Raw genomic sequence first — 17,204 nt, 5'->3', positions numbered from 1 at the left:
TTGCCCGCTCCGACACGACTCGGCGACATGAACGGAAAGTGAACGCAGCATGAAGTATGGTGTGCACATGAGTAGCTTTGTGATCGTCGTCACCCCTGCTGAGAAGGAGCTCCGCGAGCTCACCTCCGTCGACGAGTTGCCCGCACGCGTGCGGGCGGACCTCGAGGCGCTGTGCGACGAGGTGTCGGAGCGGTTCCCGGAGGCCGAGGCGATCGGCGAGACCGGCGCTCTGTGCTCGCGCCCGGAGATCGACGGCGTGGGCGTGGTCATCCGGCCCGAGGTGATCACCCGCCCACTCGTGGTCAACGCCGTCATGCGGTACGCCGCCCCGCGCCAGCTCCGCGTGACCTCGCCCGAGCTGGGACTGGTGGCCGACCCGCGCGAGCGCATTGATGTCGACGTCCACCGTCGGCCCACCATGGTGGGCGCGGGGATCGCCGACCACGCGGTGCGCGGTCGACCCCGCGGCACGCTGCCGTGGGTCACCCGTGAACTCCTGGGCCAGCTGATCGGCAAGCTCCTGATCGACGGCGACCGGTTGGAGCTCGAGGTCGACGGCGAACGCTGCTTCCGCTTCGAGCGGTCTGGCGACTGCCTGCTCATCCAGGCGAAGGACGGGCCGGACGTCCCCGTGCGCCGACGGACCGTCCCGGTCGACGCGGCCGACGCCGCGGCGGACGCCGGCTGGGCGTGGGCCCGCTGCGACCAGTGGTGGGCGGAATTCCTGCCGCGTGACGCGCGGACGGACGAGGTGATCGCACCGTCCGCCGGGGGCGATCCCGCGAAGGGCGGCCGCGACTCCGCCACCGCGGCCTGAACCGGGTGACCACGCCCGGGCACCGTCACACCGAGATGTCGTAGCGCAGCGACGCCACCACGGCGTCGATCGTCTCCGTGGGCTGGACGCCGGGCTCGCCCTCGTCGGACATGAGCACGAACACCAGCGAGGCGGGCGCGCCGTCCGGGCCCCGTGTCGACACCGCGATGGTGTCGAAGCGGATGGTCGGCGGGGTGCAGTCGTTGCGCGGGGGACGCACCTCGCCGCGCAGCGAGACGTACCAGGCGGGCACCCCCGAGACCCCGATGCTGCGGGCATCGGGCACGGGGACGTCGGCACCGGCCTGGGTGAACCGTCGGTCGATCGAGTCCGCCATGGCCCGGGACGCCGATTCGGCTTGTTCACGCGCCTCGCCCGGCAGTGCCGTCGCGCTGATGCCGACCAGGGTCCGGAAGCTCAGGCCCCCGAGCCGGCAGTAGCCACGGTCGGCGATGGCGTTGGCGGTGGTGACGTAGCCCGATCCCCAATCCGATCCGGGGTCGCCGGCGTCGTCGTCGACCCCGGACGGGTCCCCGACCTCCCACCCCGGCGGAACCGAGTACACGAGCCCGGTGGGGCTGCGGACGTCCTGCCAGTCCGCCGGCGGGGGGCCGGCGGCCAGGGTGGGCCCGGGCTGCTCGCGGGCGGGGGCGTCGACGTCGTCGCCGTCGCCCGACCACAGGGCGCAGCCGGAGAGCGACGCGACGAGCGAGCCCGCGATGAGGGCCGCGGCGGCCCGGGCCATCCCGGCCTCAGCTCCGCTCGGCGAGCGCCTTGATCCGCTGCAGGGAGGTGGACACGCCCCGGTCCAGCTCGCTGGTGAACGACTTCTGTCCTCCGAACACCTTGTCGGTGAGGAATCGGGAGATGAAGGTCAGCCCGTCCGGGACCTCCCTGCGCTCGGTGAGGAGGGTGCCGCCGGCGGGGGTCGGCTCGAGGTCGAAGACCCAGATGGTGGTGTTCTCGGTGATGCGGTTGGCGAACCGGCGGCCGGGCTCGAACTCCACCACACGGCTGGTCGTGGGCCACAGGAGCGGCCCGCGCTTGTTGATGTTCAGTGCCCACGTGCCCTTGGCGGTGCGGCCGCCGAGGGGGAAGATCTTCCAGGCCTGGCTGCTCCACTGGGTGGCGTTGCGGACCTCGGAGATGACCTCCCAGACCCGGGCCGGCGGGGCGTCGATCTCGATGGAGCTCTCGATGGCGCCTGCTGCGGCGGGTTCGGTGGGCATTGACGAGCCTTTCGGGCGAACGGGTGGGACGGCGTCTCGATGGTAGGGCAGGGCCGGGCGACATGAGGGTCGTTCGTCGAGCGCGAATCAGCCGTCCGGGCCTTTGCACTCGTCGGGGGCGAGTGCTAGAAAAGCGATTGGCACTCGGCTACCCTGAGTGCCAGCAAGATCTGAGAACCGAGGTCGCAAGGTGAGGCGCGGATCCGACACGGTCCGCACCGTCCGTCGCGGGCACCGACGCTGACCACACGCGTGTCACCCCATACCCGGAGGATGATTCACCCCATGGCAAAGATGATCGCGTTCGACGAAGAGGCCCGGCGCGGCCTGGAGAGCGGTCTCAACCAGCTCGCCGACGCCGTCAAGGTCACGCTCGGCCCCAAGGGCCGCAACGTCGTGCTGGAGAAGAAGTGGGGCGCCCCCACGATCACCAACGACGGCGTCTCCATCGCCAAGGAGATCGAGCTCGAGGAGCCGTACGAGAAGATCGGCGCCGAGCTGGTCAAGGAGGTCGCCAAGAAGACCGACGACGTCGCCGGCGACGGAACCACCACCGCCACCGTCCTCGCCCAGGCGCTCGTGCGCGAGGGCCTGCGCAACGTCGCCGCCGGTGCCAACCCCATGGGCATCAAGCGCGGCATCGAGAAGGCCGTCGAGGCCGTCACCAAGCACCTGATCGACTCCGCCACGGAGATCGAGACCAAGGAGCAGATCGCCGCCACCGCGGGGATCTCCGCCGGTGACCCGGCCATCGGCGAGCTCATCGCCCAGGCCATGGACAAGGTCGGCAAGGAGGGCGTGATCACGGTCGAGGAGTCCCAGACCTTCGGCCTGGACCTCGAGCTCACCGAGGGCATGCGCTTCGACAAGGGCTACATCTCGCAGTACTTCCAGACGGATCCGGAGCGCCAGGAGGCGGTCATGGAGGATCCGTACGTCCTGCTGGTCTCCGGCAAGGTGTCCACCGTCAAGGACCTGCTCCCGCTGCTGGAGAAGGTCATCGGCGAGAACAAGTCGCTGCTCATCATCGCCGAGGACGTCGAGGGCGAGGCCCTGTCGACCCTGGTCGTGAACAAGATCCGCGGCACCTTCAAGTCCGTCGCCGTCAAGGCCCCGGGCTTCGGAGACCGCCGCAAGGCCATGCTGCAGGACATCGCCATCCTCACCGGTGGCCAGGTCATCTCCGAGGAGGTCGGCCTCTCGCTCGAGACCGCCGACATCTCCATGCTCGGCAAGGCCCGCAAGGTCGTCGTGACCAAGGACGAGACCACCATCGTCGAGGGTGCCGGGGACCAGGGTCAGATCGAGGGTCGGGTCAACCAGATCCGCGCCGAGATCGAGAACTCGGACTCCGACTACGACCGTGAGAAGCTCCAGGAGCGTCTCGCCAAGCTCGCCGGCGGCGTCGCCGTCATCAAGGCGGGCGCGGCCACCGAGGTCGAGCTCAAGGAGCGCAAGCACCGCATCGAGGACGCCGTGCGCAACGCGAAGGCGGCCGTCGAGGAGGGCATCGTCGCCGGCGGCGGCGTCGCCCTGGTCAAGTCCGAGGTCGCCATCGATGGCCTGTCCCTCGAGGGCGAGGAGGCCACCGGCGCGAACATCGTCAAGTTCGCGCTCAGCGCCCCGCTCAAGCAGATCGCCCACAACGCCGGCCTCGAGCCGGGCGTCGTGGCCGAGAAGGTCCGCAACCTGCCGGGCGCCGAGGGCCTGAACGCCGCCACCGGCGAGTACCAGGATCTCCTCGAGGCCGGCATCAACGACCCGGTCAAGGTGACCCGCTCGGCGCTGCAGAACGCCGCGTCGATCGCCGCGCTGTTCCTCACCACCGAGGCCGTCGTGGCCGACAAGCCCGAGCCCGCCGCGCCCGCCATGCCGGGTGGCGACGAGATGGGCGGCATGGGCTTCTGATGTAGCCCATCCCAGCACGCGGCCGTGGCCCGCACCGGAGATCCGGTGCGGGCCACGGCCGTTGTCGGGCTCTCCTGGGGCATTGGGTCGCGTAACACGATCGTCACGTGGGCCGTCCCGCGTAAAACGTCTGTGACCTGCGGTTAAGGAACGGTTTCGTCTCTGGTGGCTGCTGAACGGCCGCCCTAATGTCTGCGTCAGGCGCCCCGGAGGGCGCCGGTACACACTGAGAACGGAGACCTCCATGCCCAACTTCGGTCAACTGTCCGACCTCTTCGGCGGAATCACCGACATCCTCGGCGCCGTCGTCTTCTTCACCGGGTCCCTGGGTGGCGAGGGTGGGGTCAACGACTTCATCGGCGCGATCACGAGCATCAGCGCCGAATAGCCGTCACGACCCACCCACCACACACCAGAACACCTCCAGGAGCAGATGATGACTTTCCCCGAGTTCGGATCCCTTGCCGGCGTCAGTGGCGCACTGGGCTTTCTCAACGACTTCCTCGGCGCGTTCGGAGACATGTTCTCCGGCCTTGCGTACTTCACCGGAGGTGACTTCCAGGAGGCGCTGACAGGAGGCTTCCTGCAGTGACACGAGCCCCGTCCGGGGCGAAGACCGACCCTGACGGATCCGAATGCGGCCCGCGCGGCTCTCCCTCGCGCGGGCCGCTTCGGCGTCTCCGGAGGGGTGCGCGCCGGGGTGACACCAGCACCCACGGTGATTCCCGAGGGTGAACGGGGGGTGACGTCGGAACGCCGCTCACCAGCGACAGACATCCCTCGGGTGACGTATGAAGGAATTTCTCTGAAAGCCGCTCGATTAATGAGTCTTCTTAAGCCTTGGTGGGTTACAGTGACCCAGGACACGGGCCCAGAGTAGGTGCCTGGCCAGCGTCAAGAGGCGAACCTGAGACGCGCGTCACGATTGACATCAGCGCGACTTAGATTAACCTTACCGAGGGCCCCACGAGTCGGGGCGACATCACAGCAAAGGGAGAAACACATGCCTGACTTCAGCGCCATCAGTGCCGCGCTCACCGCGGTCAAGAACCTCATCGATGGCGTCGTCAGCCTCACCGGGTCTCTGACCGGTGACGGCCTCAACGGCGCGCTGGAACTGGCAGGCTTCAGTAGCGACGCCGTCGAGACCACCGCAAACTGAGATTGACTTCAGTCCCGTGGCGAAGGCGCCACGGCCTCGCTCCCGCGCGCCGCGCTGGAGCGGAAAGCCCCTCTCGATCCGGTCTCTAACGCGGCCGGACTGCACACACTTCTAAGGAGAACGTAATGGGTATCGATCTCGGTTCTGTTGGCGGCGTCCTCGGTCCGAAGGGTCTCGTTGACCTCGCCGGCGGCCTGCTCGGCGCTGTCAACAACCTGGTCAAGGGTATCGGCTACTTCGCCGGTGGCGACCTCCAGGAGGCTCTGGGTAAGGGCTTCATGGCCTGAGTCGTCCACCGACTAGAGGAAGGGCCCCGGACTGGCGTCCGGGGCCCTTCCTCGCACCCCTGCCGGTGGCCGGTACTCGCCCCGTGGGAGATCCGCGAATATGAGTTTATTCATACCGGTAACGGGGCGCGGGTCACCGTCGATAATGTTGACGTGAGCCGCACCGGCCGGCTCTGCGGTTTCCCTCCGTTCACCTGACTGTGGGAGCCTCGGAGCGTGCCCCGCGGATGCAATACGCACGACCTGCGGACGCAATAGTGGTACTACTGTGTCTAGTGGGAATTGTGTGACTACTGGGAATCGGGTTAGCGTTTTCGCAGGAATGCCCGGGTCCGTCTGTGAACAACGAGAATGTAAGGCGTCGAAATATGCGTTCAGTGAAGCGGTTCGGCACGAAGGTCGCGACAGCGGCCCTCGCTGCGGCCATGGTCCCCGTCGTCGCCACGGGCACGGCCCAGGCCCAGGGCGGAAGCATCCAGTACACCAAGGCCACGGCTGCGAACAAGGTCGTCGAGACCAAGCTGCCCGACGGTCGCATGATCGTCTCGGTGTGGTCGGACAAGATGGCGATCGAGGTCCCCAACATCGTCCAGCCGCCGCGTGACGGCAACGCCGGGGCGCCGGTGCTGTACCTGATCAACGGCGCGGGCGGCGGCGAGGACTCGGCCACCTGGCAGGCGCAGTCCGACGTGAAGAAGTTCATGTCCGACAAGGACGCGTGGACCGTCACCCCGATCGGCGGCGCCTTCTCGTACTACACGGACTGGCAGCGCCACGATCCCAACGTCCAGACCCGCTTCGCCCGCGAGACCGACCGTCCGATGGCGTTCGAGACCTACCTCGCCGAGGAGCTCCCGAACCTCTTCGAGGGCCGCTACGGCGGCAACTACCAGGGCCGCAAGCGTGGCCTCGCGGCGATCTCCATGACCGCCACCTCGGTCCTGACGATCGCGCAGAAGCGCCCGGGCAGGTTCCAGGCCATCGGCTCGTACTCGGGCTGTGCCGAGACCTCCACGCCGATCGGCTACCAGTTCATCAACATCGTCACCGGTATGCGCGGCGGCGCGAACCTCGACAACATGTGGGGCCCCTTCCCGGGCGAGCCCCGCACGGGGACCAACAACTGGTTCGACAACGACCCGGTCTGGGGTGCCTTCCGCTTCCAGGAGCAGATGAAGAACAACCAGCTCCCCGCGATGTTCATCTCGACCGGCAACGGCCTGCCCGGGCCGCACGAGTCGCTCGAGAACTGGCGTCTGCGCAACAGCATCCCGGCGCTCGCCAACCAGGCGATCGTCGGCGGCGTCATCGAGGCGGCCACCCAGTACTGCACGGCCAACCTCGCCCGCCGCTTCGGTGAGCTGGGCATCCCGGCCGAGTTCGACTTCGCGCCCAACGGCACGCACTCGTGGGGCTACTGGGAGGATGACCTCAAGCAGTCCTGGCCGATGATGGGCCGCGCCATGGGCGCCAGCTGGGGCTGAGCCTGATCCCCTGAGGCAGGGCGTCGCACGCGTCGCCCGCACCACCACGATCCCCGCACCGCCGACGACCGGTGGCGCGGGGTTCGTCGTATCCAGGGGCGGCCGGGCAGACCGGAGTGCAGTCCGGCATCCTGTACACATGACCACAATGGAGGACCCGCAGCGGGTGGAGCTGCAGCACTCGGACGGCAGCACGAGTCCGCTGCTGATCGTCGAGACGGCTCGGCGGGACGAGAGCCGGCCCGCGATCCTGGTGCTGCCGGGCATCGCCGTCGGCGCCCGGTACTACCTCCCCCTCGCCCGCGCGTTGGCGGCCGAGGGCGTCGACGTCGCGATCACCGAGCTCCGCGGTCAGGGTGAGAGCACCTACCGTATCGGGCGTCGCAGCGGCCCGGCCGGCTACCACGAGAGCGCCGCCGAGGACGTCCCGCTCGCGTTGGACGCGATGGAGCAGCGTCTCGGCGCGCGGTCCGTCGTGCTGCTGGGCCACAGCATGGGCGCGCAGATCGGCGTCTACCACCTCGCCCGCCACGACCCGCGGGTCGTGGGCCTGGTCGCCGTGGCCGCCCAGTCACCGTTCCACCGGGGGTTCCCGGGCTCCTTCGGGCACAAGCTTCGCGCCGCGTCGGTCATCCTCCCGACGCTGGCCTGGTTGTCCGGGCACGTGCCGGGCCAGTTCTTCGGCGCGCAGGGGAGGATCCCGGCCGACCGCGTCCGCGACTGGTCCCGGCTCGCCGGGCGCGGCGTCATGCAGCCGGCCCGGGCGGACCTCGACTACCCGGCGGGCCTCGCGCGCGTCACCGTGCCGGCGCTGGCGGTGGCGATCGCCGACGACCCCCTGGCTCCGGCCGGCGCCGCCCGGAACCTGTTGGCGATGCTGCCGGAGGCGCGGACGACGCTGGAGCTGGAGCCGGAGGCGCTGGGCCACAACGCGTGGGCCCGCCGCCCCGCCGAGGTGGTCGACCGGGTGCTGTCGTGGATCGACCGCGAGCTGGGTGCCGTCACCCCTGGTGGGGACGACGACGAGGTAGTCGACGCCTGAAGAACTCGTAGGTGAGGACCGCCTTCCGGGCCTCCTGGGAGTTGTCGGCGGCGCCGGCGTGCCCGCCCTCGATGTTCTCGTAGTACTGGACCTCGTGTCCCGCGTCCTCCAGGGCGGCGGTCATCTTGCGGGCGTGGCCCGGATGGACGCGGTCGTCCCGGGTCGAGGTGGTCATGAGGACCGGCGGGTAGCGGACCTCCGAGGCGGGCCGGATGTGCTGGTACGGGGAGTAGGCACCCAGGAAGTCGTCCCAGTCGGCGGAGTCCGGGTCCCCGTACTCGGCCATCCACGACGCTCCGGCCAGGAGCAGGTGGTAGCGCTTCATGTCCAGTAGGGGCACAGCGATCGCGAGGGCGCCGAAGAGCTCCGGATAGCGGGTGAGCATGACGCCCATGAGCAGGCCGCCGTTGGATCCGCCGGTCGCCCCGAGCTGATCGCGGGTCGTCACGCCCTCCTCGACGAGGGCGCGGGCCACGGACGCGAAGTCCTCGAACGCCCGGGGACGCTTCTCCCGAATGGCGGCGCGGTGCCACGACGGCCCGTACTCACCGCCGCCGCGGATCCCCGCCACGACGTACACCCCGTCCTCCTCGAGCCAGAGCGCGCCGCGCAGAGCGGCGTAGGCGGGGCGCATGGACACCTCGAACCCGCCGTAGCCGTAGAGGATGGTCGGACGTGGTCCGGCGGGGCCGGGCCCGCGCATGACCGTGTAGGGCACCTCGGTGCCGTCGTCACTCACGGCGGTGTGGCGGGTGACCTCGATCCCGGAGGAATCGAACCGGTGTGGCGTCGAGCCGAGGGTGGTGGTGCTGCCGTCCGCCCGGAGCAGGACCAGCGACGGCGGGACGACCGGCCCGGAGACCGCGAGCACCGCGTCGTCGGGGTGTGGGCGCTCGCCCGCGTGGGTGGGTACGGCTGAGCTGGGTACGGCTGAGCTGGGTGCGGCTGAGCCGGGTGCGGCTCCTGATACCGGGTCGTCGTCCATCCCGGAGAGCCGGTCGCAGGACAGCACGTCGACCGAGACGTGCTCCGGCAGGCCCTCGACGGGCAGCGGGGACCACTCGCCGTCGGCGGTGTCGGGGAGGGAGAACGCGTCGATCCGCGACTCGGTGTCGTCGAGGACGGTGAGCAGGATCCGGCCGCGGCCCCAGGTGACGTCCTCCACGGTCGTGGACGGGGTGGGGGAGAACAGCACGACGGGCTCCGGCAGCCGACCCGGCTCGGCGTCGACGGCGGCCCACGGCACCACGAGCACCGACCCGCCGGGGTGGGAGCGGCCGGCGATCTCCAGATCGGTGCGGGGGCGCAGCATGAGCCAGTCGCCGCACGAGGTGACGTCACAGTCCTCGGGCACGGGCACCGCGAGTGGGGTGGTGGAGGCGGGGTCGGTGCCCGGGGTCCAGAACACCTCCTGCGAGGTGTGGAAGTCGGGCGCCCGGCTGGCCAGGAACCGCCCGGTGACGGGGTCGTGCGAGGCGCCCACCGCGACGTCGTCGGTGCGGCCCTCGAAGATCACCGGGGCCTGGGCGGGATCGGTCCCGCGACGCCAGAGCCGCACCACACGCGCGTACCCCGAGTCGGTGGCGTCGGAGCCGTCCGGGTCCAGCGGCGCGGTGAGGAGCACGGTGTCGCGGTCCACCCAGGACACCGAGCACTTGGCCTCGGGCAGGTGGAACGCCCCCTCCCCGGTGGTGACGAAGCGGCGCTCGGTCAGGTCGAACTCCCGGACCTCCACGGCGTCCGCGCCCCCGCGGGACAACCGCAGGAGCGCCCGGTCGTCGACGGGACGACGCACGACCGTGCCGGAGTACACCCAGTTGACGCCCTCCTCGTCGGCGAGGGCCCCGACGTCCACGAGCGTCTCCCAGTCCGGGTGGTCCACCCCCGGCGCCCCGTCGGCCAGCACGGTCCACGGCACCCGGCGCCACAGTCCGCGGGGGTGGTCACCGTCCTTCCACAGCGTGTAGGCGTACCGGCCGCGGAGGACCGGCCACGCGATCCGGTCGGTCGCGTCGAGGATCTCCAGGGCGCGGGAATGCGCGGCTTCGGCATGATCGCCGGCGGCGAGATCGGCGACCGTCCGATCGCTGCGCTCGCGCACCCATCCGAGCGCCTCGGGAGAGTCGACGGCCTCGAGGTGGAGGAACGGGTCGGAGATCGCGCTGTCGGTCATGCCCTCGATGATGCACGTGATCAAGCGAACAGACCGAAACCCACCTCGGATGTTCACAGGCTCTTGTTACGCGTTCGTGAGGTCAGTAGCATCTTCCGTAGCCGCGGGTCGACTGACCCGGCCATTCCCGATCAGGTCGGGAGTGCATTTCAATAAACGGAGATACACACAATGGGTTCCATCACCGACCTCCTCAGCGCCGGTTCCGGCGAGTCCGGCTCCCTCAGCGGCGGCAGCGCCACCGGCAACATCACCGACACGATCGCCGAGACCATCGGCGAGCTGGTCGCCACCGCCCTCAAGTCGGTCCTGGGCAACCTGTCCTGATCCTCGCTCACGCGAGCGCCCGCGCCGCCTTCTCCACACGGAGGGGGCGGCGTCGGTCATTTCGGGTGCACTTCCGGCCCGCTCCGCCGTTCAGGTGCGCCCGGGAGCGCTACCCTGAGTGTCGTGGCTGACACTCATTACGATCTCATCGTCCTCGGCGCGGGCCCCGGTGGCTACGTCGCCGCCATCCGCGCCTCGCAGCTCGGCCTCAAGGTGGCCGTCGTCGAGGAGAAGTACTGGGGCGGCGTATGCCTCAACGTCGGATGTATCCCCTCCAAGGCCCTCCTGCGCAACGCGGAGCTGGCCAACACCGTCCAGCGCGACGGCAAGCTCTTCGGCATCTCCGGGGACGTGAGCTTCGACTTCGGCGCCGCGTTCGACCGCAGCCGTAAGGTCTCGGACAGCATCGTCAAGGGCGTCCACTTCCTCATGAAGAAGAACAAGATCACGGAGATCGACGGCTTCGGGAAGTTCACCGACGCCAAGACGATCGAGGTCGACGGCACGGAGTACACCTTCGACAACTGCATCATCGCGACCGGTTCCGTGGTCAAGACGCTTCCCGGGATCGAGTTCAGCGAGAACGTGGTGGGCTACGAGGAACAGATCCTCACGCGCGACCTGCCCGACTCGATCGTCGTCGTCGGCGCGGGGGCGATCGGCATGGAGTTCGCGTACGTGATGAACGCCTACGGCGTCGACGTCACGATCGTCGAGTTCATGGATCGGCTGCTGCCGAACGAGGACGAGGAGGTCTCCAAGGAGATCGCCAAGCACTACAAGAAGCTCGGCATCACGCTCCTCACCGGCCACAAGACCACCTCGATCAGCGACAACGGCGATTCGGTCGAGGTGGAGATCGAGTCCAAGGACGGTGAGGACACCCGGACCGTCACCGTCGACAAGGTGCTCATGGCCGTCGGGTTCGCCCCGCGGGTCGAGGGCTACGGGCTGGAGAACACCGGCGTCGAGCTGACCGACCGCGGCGCGATCGACATCGACGACAACATGCGGACCAACGTCGACGGCATCTACGCGCTCGGCGACGTCACCGCCAAGCTGCAGCTGGCGCACGTCGCCGAGGCCCAGGGCGTGGTGGCGGCCGAGACCATGGCCGGCGCCGAGACCCAGACGCTGGGCGACTACCGCATGATGCCGCGCGCCACCTTCTGCCAGCCGCAGGTCGCCTCGTTCGGGCTGACCGAGGCCCAGGCGAAGGACGAGGGCTACGACGTCAAGGTCGGCAAGTTCCCGTTCTCGGCCAACGGCAAGGCCCACGGGCTCGGTCACGCGACCGGGTTCGTCAAGGTCGTCGCCGACGGCACGCACGGCGAGCTGCTGGGCGCCCACCTCATCGGCCCCGACGTCTCCGAACTGCTGCCCGAGCTGACCCTGGCGCAGATGTGGGACCTCACCGCCGAGGATATCGCCCGCAACGTGCACACGCACCCGACCCTGTCCGAGGCCATGAAGGAGGCCGTCGAGGGCATCGGCGGCCACATGATCAACCTCTGACAGCCTGCGGCGGGCCCGGCACCGGGTCCGCCGGCGTCTGGCGCTCCGCCCGGCCCCCGGCCCCGGGCCCGTCCCCGCAACGAGAAGACCGTTTCCGCACACCTCCCTCTCGGGGGACGTGCGCGGAAACGGTCTTCTCGTCGGGGGCCCGCCGCAGTGTGCCGGGCGACTACTCGGCGTTGAGGATCTTCTCCATCTGCGCGACGTAGATCGCGTCCAGGGCGCCGGCCGCGGTCGGCAGGACGGGGTCCGCCGCCGGGTCGTCGCCGCGGGCCGCGTACTCGACACTCACGGTGGTGTCGCGGGCGAAACCGTGGATGGCGATGGCCCGGCTCAGTGCGCGCGTGCCGTCCGGCCGCGTCGTGATGAAGTCGCTGGTGACCCGGAAGCCCTCGGTGCCGTCGATGGCCGGGGCGTCGGTGACCGTCATGTTCAGCTCGACGTTCGGGTTGGCGGCGCTGCGCGAGGTGGTGCACGCCTCGTAGAGGGAGCGGTCCATGAACTCGTCGAGCCGCTCGCCCACCATGCCGATGCCGAAGCGGTGCTCGGTCTCGTCCTCCTCCGACTGCTTGTAGCGGACGGCGGCGGTCACCCCATCGGTGGTGGCGTGGTTGGAGACGGTCTCCAGGCGCGAGACCTTGTCGCACGCCGGGTCCTCCATGAGCTGGCGGCCCTGGTCGGCGACGAGCTTGTCCACCGCCTCCTGCAGCAGCTGACGGTCGACGACCTGGACGACGCCACCACCGGGCGCCTCGCCCTCCGACAGGACGAGTTCCTCCACGGGCGCCTGCGGCGCGGACTGCGCCACGGTCTCCGAGTTCTGGGTCTCGCTCGTGGGCTCGCCGCCCCGGGGGTCCTCCTCGTCCGACGAACAGGCCGTGAGAGCAGCCGCGGTGGCCAGCGCGAGGCCGGCGATCGCGACGCGGCGGGGGGTGCTGGTGCGGAGGCGCATCTCTCTCCTTTGTCTTTCGGTTACCCCTCATAGTGCCACCGGGTCGGTCGGTTCTGTGCATCAAGTCCGCGCGCGCCGCCGCCCGGTAGTCGACGCCGACCGCCCCGGGGGGCCCGAAGTCGGGGGCGGCGCCCGGGCGGGGGGAAGCAGTGGAAATCGCCGGGTGGGACTAGCCTTGGTCCGTCACCGGACGAGCCCGATCGGCACCCGGACGACCACCCCGACCCGGAAACCTACCCGGAAATAGGACAACGCTATGGACCATGACGGTGTGGACGCCGTGCTCTTCGACCTCGACGGGGTCATCACCCCGACGGCCGAGAAGCACATGCAGGCGTGGAATCGGATGTTCACCACCTACTTCGACGCCCGGGGGATCGACCCGTACTCGGATGAGGACTATTTCCGCTACATAGACGGCAAGCCGCGGGTCGAGGGCATCGCGTCGATGCTCGCCGCGCGGGGCCTCACCCTGCCCGAGGGCGACGACGACGACGAGGCCGGTCCCGACGCGGACACGATCCACGGGCTCGGTCTGCGCAAGAACGTGATCTTCCGTGAGCTGCTCGACGAGGGCATCGAGGCCTACCCCGGGTCGGTGGCCTACCTCGACGCCCTCGACGCCGCCGGCATCGCCTCCTGCGTGGTCTCCAGTTCCAAGAACGCCGAGGCCGTGCTCACCGCGGCCGGACTGCGGGACCGGTTCGAGGTGATCGTCGACGGGCTGGTCGCCGCCGCCGAGGGGATCCCCGGCAAGCCCCGCCCCGACACGTACCTGCGGGGCGCCGAGCTGCTCGGTGTACCCGCGGACCGCTGCATGGTGATCGAGGACGCCGTCTCCGGCGTGCAGGCCGGCGCCGCCGGCGGGTTCGCGCGCGTGGTCGGTGTGGACCGCGGAGCCGGGCGTGAGACCCTGCTCGCGGAGGGCGCCGACCTCGTCGTCGTCGACCTGGCCGAGCTCATCCCCGGACTGACGGAGGCGAACCGGTGACCCGTATCCCCTTCTCCCGAGGACCGGTCCACGACACCGTCGGCGAGTCCGTGCCCGGCAACATCCGCACCACCTACGGCGTGAACCTCCGGAGCCACCTCGAGGTCCCCGAGATCAACCGCTCCACCCACCCCGCCGACCCGTGGCGTTGGGTCGAGACCCGTCCGAACGCGTCGCCGCTCGGGGTGTCCGAGACGCAGTTCGCGGTGGCGAACGGCTACCTGGGCATGCGTGGCAACCCGGAGGAGGGGCGCGACTCCGCCCAGCACGGCACCTTCGTCAACGGCTTCCACGAGACGTGGCACATCCAGCACGCCGAGGACGCCTACGGGCTCGCCCGCGAGGGCCAGACGATGATCCAGGCCCCCGACACCAAGACCATCCGCATCTACGTCGACGACGAACCGCTCCGGCTATCCGTGGCCGACCTCGAACACTACGAGCGCAGCATCGACTTCCGGGACGGGGTGCTGCTTCGGGAGATCGTGTGGCGCACCCCCGCCGGGAAGAAGGTCGTCATCCGCACCAGCCGGATGGTGTCGATGGTGGAGAAGCACCTCGCGGTGATGACGTACGAGATCGAGCTCCCGGACGAGCCCGCCCCCGTGGTGATCTCCTCGCAGGTCCTCAATCGGCAGGACGGCGAGGACGAATACAGCTCCGCCGCGGACGACGGCGCCCCGGCAGAGGGCTTCGACCCCCGCCGCGCCGAGGGACTCGAGCACCGGGTGCTCGAGCCCCAGGTCACCGAGGACCAGGGCGGGTACCACGTGCACGGGTACCGGTGCACCAACTCGGGCATGACGATCGCCGTCGCCGTGGACCACCTGCTCGAGACCGAGGACGACGTGGCCATGAGCCACGAGATCGACGACGACTCCTCGAAGATCGTCTACCACGCCCACGTCACGCCGGGACGGGTACTCAAGCTGACCAAACTGGCCGCGTACCACACCTCCGAGGTGGTTCCCGCGAGCGAGCTGGCGGACCGGTGCTCGCGCACCCTGGGACGGGCCCGCGTGCGCGGGGTCGAGGACCTGCACCGCACCCAGCGGGACTGGTACGACCACTTCTGGGATCGTGCCGACGTCGAGGTGGAGGGGCCCGCGGAGACGCAGCAGGCCATCCGGTTCAACCTCTTCCAGCTGGCCCAGGCCTCGGCGCGGGCCGAGTACAACGGCATCGCCGCCAAGGGCGTCACCGGCAGCGGCTACTCCGGCCACTACTTCTGGGACACCGAGACGTACGTCCTGCCGTTCCTGACGTACACCATGCCGCGGTTCGCCCGGAACGCCCTCCGCTTCCGCTACAACATGCTCGACAAGGCGCGGAACCGGGCCAAGTACCTCTCCGTCAAGGGCGCCCTCTACCCCTGGCGGACCATCAACGGTGAGGAGGCGTCGGCCTACTACGAGGCCGGCACCGCCCAGTACCACATCAACGCCGACATCGCGCACGCCATGGTCAAGTACATGTGGGCCACCGAGGACCAGGACTTCATGATCCGCGAGGGCGTGGACGTGCTGGTCGAGACCGCGCGGATGTGGGTCTCGCTCGGCTTCTTCGACGGCGACGGTATGTTCCACATCCACGGCGTGACCGGGCCGGACGAGTACACCACGGTCGTGGACAACAACCTGTTCACCAACGCCATGGCCCGGTTCAACCTCGTGGCCGCCGCGATCGCCTGCAAGCGGATCGCGGCGTTGGGTGACGGCCAGTGGGAGGCCGTCTGCCGGCGGCTCAAGTTGCGCGACGACGAGACCAGCGAGTGGCGGCGTGCCGCCGAGAACATGGTGATCGCGTTCGACGAGGATCTGAAGGTCCATCCTCAGGACCAGGACTTCCTCGCGAAGGAGGTCTGGGACCAGGACCTCGAGGATCCCCGCCGGCCACTGCTCCTGCACTTCCACCCGCTGGTGATCTACCGGCACCAGGTCCTCAAGCAGGCGGACGTGGTGCTGGCGATGTTCCTGCGCGGAGACGAGTTCACCGAGGAGGAGAAGCGGGCGAACTTCGAGTACTACGACCCGTTGACCACCGGCGACTCGACACTGTCCGCCGTGGTCCAGTCGATCATCGCCGCCGAGATCGGCTACTGCGACGAGGCCTTCGAGCACTTCTCCAAGGCGCTCGTGGTGGATCTGGCCGACGTGCACGGCAACGCCGCCGACGGCATCCACGTGGCCTCCACCGGCGGGGTGTGGTCGGCCCTCGTCAGCGGGTTCGGCGGGATGCGCGACTACCGGGGCGAGATCTCGTTCGACCCGCGGGTGCCCGCGGAGTGGACGGGACTGACCTTCCGGTTGACGGTGCGGGGTACGCACGTGCGGGTGCGGTGCACGCACACGGAGATCACCATCGAGAACCTCAATGGCGCCGATTTCGCGTGCTCGGTCCAGGGCCAGCCGGTGACCGTACCGGCGGGGCGGACGATGTCGATGGAGCTCGATGCCCGGGCCAGCGTCTGCCTGCCCTGCGTCGACGCGGGCTGAGCGGCGCCCCTGCTCCGGCCCGGCGGGCGTACGAACTCCGCTGAGCCCGCCGGAGCCGACCGGACGGAGCCCGCTGTACTCGGCCGAACCCGCTGCACTCGGCTGAGGCCCGATCCGCCCCTCGGAATCCAACCCGCGTCCGGGGGCCGGAGGGCGAACCGTGATCCGGAGGGCGAACCGTGATCCGGGACCGCGGGATGGAGCAGGCCGCGGCGGGGTCAGGCGCGGCGGGTCAGCGGGGGCGGTCCGGCTGGACCCGGAGTGCGTGCAGCGACGTGGCCAACCCGTCGTACTGCGCCACCAACTGCACCAGCCCCACCAGTTCGGACGAGCCGAGGTGCGACGAGAGCCCGGCCCACGTGTCGGCGGAGATGTCCTTGGTCAGCACCAGCTCGTCGACTGCGGTCAACAGCACACGCAGCCGGTTCGGCCACCCGGCGGTGGCGGGGTCGGCGGTCGTGCGGGTGATCTCGTCGTCGTCGAGACCCACGCCCGCGCCGATCCGCTCGTGGTGGGCCCGCTCGTACGCGCTGCCCCGCAGGTGCGCGACGCGCAGGATGACCAGCTCGGTGGTGCGGCGGTCCAGCACGCCGAACGGCATCATCATCCCGGAGTAGGCGAGCCACGCGGGGAAGAGCCGGCGGGCGTGGCCGAGGGTGGCGAAGAGGTTCACGTCGCGCGAGCCGGTGACGCGTGCGCCGAGCCGGTTGACGGCCCAGCCGAACGGGCCGAGCTCCCGGAAGCCGCCGGGCCGGATGCGGGGGACCTGCGCGGCGGTGCCGTCGTGGCTGTCGCTGCTCTCGTGGGGCTGGCTCATGGCCG

General features: G+C 69.7%; 17 protein-coding genes. 12 read left to right on the top strand and 5 right to left on the bottom strand.

From position 1 onward, the window contains the following. Positions 1-67: 67 nt before the first annotated feature. Positions 68-817, top strand: a complete 750-nt coding sequence (locus tag J1M64_RS03430) for a hypothetical protein (protein WP_241261060.1) — start codon at positions 68-70, stop codon at positions 815-817. Between the two features lie 25 nt (positions 818-842). Here J1M64_RS03430 and J1M64_RS03425 read toward each other — a convergent pair whose 3' ends face one another. Then, entirely contained in the window at positions 843-1,562 is a 720-nt protein-coding gene (locus J1M64_RS03425; protein WP_206472799.1) for a hypothetical protein, read from the bottom strand. 7 nt (positions 1,563-1,569) lie between these two features. After that, on the bottom strand, positions 1,570-2,046 hold the full coding sequence (locus tag J1M64_RS03420; RefSeq protein ID WP_206472798.1) for an SRPBCC family protein: 477 nt from the start codon (positions 2,044-2,046) through the stop codon (positions 1,570-1,572). 285 nt (positions 2,047-2,331) lie between these two features. Between J1M64_RS03420 and groL the strand changes: the two genes are divergently transcribed. The 7 genes from groL to J1M64_RS03385 all read left to right on the top strand — a co-directional run bounded on the left by groL (position 2,332) and on the right by J1M64_RS03385 (position 7,929). Next, complete coding sequence (gene groL, locus J1M64_RS03415; RefSeq protein WP_067719261.1) at positions 2,332-3,954, top strand: chaperonin GroEL; 1,623 nt, start codon at positions 2,332-2,334, stop codon at positions 3,952-3,954. A gap of 244 nt (positions 3,955-4,198) precedes the next feature. Then, positions 4,199-4,342, top strand: a complete 144-nt coding sequence (locus J1M64_RS03410; RefSeq protein WP_167457909.1) for a hypothetical protein — start codon at positions 4,199-4,201, stop codon at positions 4,340-4,342. 45 nt (positions 4,343-4,387) lie between these two features. Next, positions 4,388-4,546 (top strand): hypothetical protein, encoded by a 159-nt coding sequence (locus J1M64_RS03405; RefSeq protein WP_206473249.1) that lies wholly within the window; start codon positions 4,388-4,390, stop codon positions 4,544-4,546. A 411-nt stretch (positions 4,547-4,957) separates the two neighbouring features. Then, positions 4,958-5,116, top strand: a complete 159-nt coding sequence (locus J1M64_RS03400; RefSeq protein ID WP_206473247.1) for a hypothetical protein — start codon at positions 4,958-4,960, stop codon at positions 5,114-5,116. Between the two features lie 125 nt (positions 5,117-5,241). Further along, positions 5,242-5,403: a hypothetical protein gene (locus J1M64_RS03395; protein ID WP_206472797.1), complete on the top strand. Its 162-nt coding sequence runs from the start codon at positions 5,242-5,244 to the stop codon at positions 5,401-5,403. A gap of 368 nt (positions 5,404-5,771) precedes the next feature. Further along, complete coding sequence (locus tag J1M64_RS03390) at positions 5,772-6,887, top strand: alpha/beta hydrolase family protein (RefSeq protein ID WP_206472796.1); 1,116 nt, start codon at positions 5,772-5,774, stop codon at positions 6,885-6,887. A gap of 139 nt (positions 6,888-7,026) precedes the next feature. Next, positions 7,027-7,929 carry an alpha/beta fold hydrolase gene (locus tag J1M64_RS03385; RefSeq protein ID WP_206472794.1) on the top strand — a complete coding sequence of 301 codons (903 nt, stop codon included), beginning with the start codon at positions 7,027-7,029 and terminating at the stop codon, positions 7,927-7,929. Here J1M64_RS03385 and J1M64_RS03380 read toward each other — a convergent pair. Then, positions 7,889-10,102: a prolyl oligopeptidase family protein gene (locus J1M64_RS03380; protein ID WP_206472792.1), complete on the bottom strand. Its 2,214-nt coding sequence runs from the start codon at positions 10,100-10,102 to the stop codon at positions 7,889-7,891. The genes J1M64_RS03385 and J1M64_RS03380 overlap by 41 nt on opposite strands. 171 nt (positions 10,103-10,273) lie before the next feature. Between J1M64_RS03380 and J1M64_RS03375 the strand changes: the two genes are divergently transcribed. Both J1M64_RS03375 and lpdA read left to right on the top strand, forming a co-directional pair. Continuing rightward, the gene (locus J1M64_RS03375; RefSeq protein WP_173674796.1) at positions 10,274-10,429 is read left to right on the top strand and encodes a hypothetical protein; all 156 of its coding nucleotides are present in this window, start codon (positions 10,274-10,276) and stop codon (positions 10,427-10,429) included. Between the two features lie 123 nt (positions 10,430-10,552). After that, entirely contained in the window at positions 10,553-11,944 is a 1,392-nt protein-coding gene (gene lpdA / locus J1M64_RS03370; protein ID WP_206472791.1) for a dihydrolipoyl dehydrogenase, read from the top strand. 169 nt (positions 11,945-12,113) lie between these two features. On the opposite strand, the gene J1M64_RS03365 is transcribed toward lpdA, so the two are convergent. Continuing rightward, entirely contained in the window at positions 12,114-12,896 is a 783-nt protein-coding gene (locus J1M64_RS03365; protein ID WP_206472789.1) for a hypothetical protein, read from the bottom strand. Between the two features lie 256 nt (positions 12,897-13,152). On the opposite strand from J1M64_RS03365, the gene J1M64_RS03360 reads away from it, so the two are divergent. Then, complete coding sequence (locus J1M64_RS03360) at positions 13,153-13,887, top strand: HAD family phosphatase (RefSeq protein WP_206472787.1); 735 nt, start codon at positions 13,153-13,155, stop codon at positions 13,885-13,887. Continuing rightward, positions 13,884-16,382, top strand: a complete 2,499-nt coding sequence (locus tag J1M64_RS03355; RefSeq protein ID WP_206472785.1) for a glycoside hydrolase family 65 protein — start codon at positions 13,884-13,886, stop codon at positions 16,380-16,382. Before J1M64_RS03360 ends, J1M64_RS03355 begins: the two co-directional genes overlap by 4 nt. Positions 16,383-16,614: 232 nt before the next feature. On the opposite strand, the gene J1M64_RS03350 is transcribed toward J1M64_RS03355, so the two are convergent. After that, positions 16,615-17,199, bottom strand: a complete 585-nt coding sequence (locus J1M64_RS03350; RefSeq protein WP_182634014.1) for a carboxymuconolactone decarboxylase family protein — start codon at positions 17,197-17,199, stop codon at positions 16,615-16,617. Positions 17,200-17,204: the final 5 nt, after the last annotated feature.

It is taken from the genome of Dietzia sp. KRD202, assembly GCF_017168155.1.
Taxonomy (GTDB): domain Bacteria; phylum Actinomycetota; class Actinomycetes; order Mycobacteriales; family Mycobacteriaceae; genus Dietzia; species Dietzia kunjamensis.
The sequence above is the reverse complement of the archived record's forward strand: the minus strand, read 5'-3'. Positions and strand labels throughout refer to the sequence as shown.

Coding starts and splice junctions, on each gene's coding strand:
- J1M64_RS03350 (WP_182634014.1), bottom strand. CDS start 17,199: ATGAGCCAGCCCCACGAGAGCAGCGACAGCCACGACGGCACCGCCGCG.
- J1M64_RS03400 (WP_206473247.1), top strand. CDS start 4,958: ATGCCTGACTTCAGCGCCATCAGTGCCGCGCTCACCGCGGTCAAGAAC.
- J1M64_RS03405 (WP_206473249.1), top strand. CDS start 4,388: ATGATGACTTTCCCCGAGTTCGGATCCCTTGCCGGCGTCAGTGGCGCA.
- J1M64_RS03375 (WP_173674796.1), top strand. CDS start 10,274: ATGGGTTCCATCACCGACCTCCTCAGCGCCGGTTCCGGCGAGTCCGGC.
- J1M64_RS03425 (WP_206472799.1), bottom strand. CDS start 1,562: ATGGCCCGGGCCGCCGCGGCCCTCATCGCGGGCTCGCTCGTCGCGTCG.
- J1M64_RS03430 (WP_241261060.1), top strand. CDS start 68: ATGAGTAGCTTTGTGATCGTCGTCACCCCTGCTGAGAAGGAGCTCCGC.
- J1M64_RS03380 (WP_206472792.1), bottom strand. CDS start 10,102: ATGACCGACAGCGCGATCTCCGACCCGTTCCTCCACCTCGAGGCCGTC.
- J1M64_RS03395 (WP_206472797.1), top strand. CDS start 5,242: ATGGGTATCGATCTCGGTTCTGTTGGCGGCGTCCTCGGTCCGAAGGGT.
- J1M64_RS03365 (WP_206472789.1), bottom strand. CDS start 12,896: ATGCGCCTCCGCACCAGCACCCCCCGCCGCGTCGCGATCGCCGGCCTC.
- J1M64_RS03420 (WP_206472798.1), bottom strand. CDS start 2,046: ATGCCCACCGAACCCGCCGCAGCAGGCGCCATCGAGAGCTCCATCGAG.
- J1M64_RS03390 (WP_206472796.1), top strand. CDS start 5,772: ATGCGTTCAGTGAAGCGGTTCGGCACGAAGGTCGCGACAGCGGCCCTC.
- groL (WP_067719261.1), top strand. CDS start 2,332: ATGGCAAAGATGATCGCGTTCGACGAAGAGGCCCGGCGCGGCCTGGAG.
- J1M64_RS03385 (WP_206472794.1), top strand. CDS start 7,027: ATGACCACAATGGAGGACCCGCAGCGGGTGGAGCTGCAGCACTCGGAC.
- J1M64_RS03410 (WP_167457909.1), top strand. CDS start 4,199: ATGCCCAACTTCGGTCAACTGTCCGACCTCTTCGGCGGAATCACCGAC.
- J1M64_RS03360 (WP_206472787.1), top strand. CDS start 13,153: ATGGACCATGACGGTGTGGACGCCGTGCTCTTCGACCTCGACGGGGTC.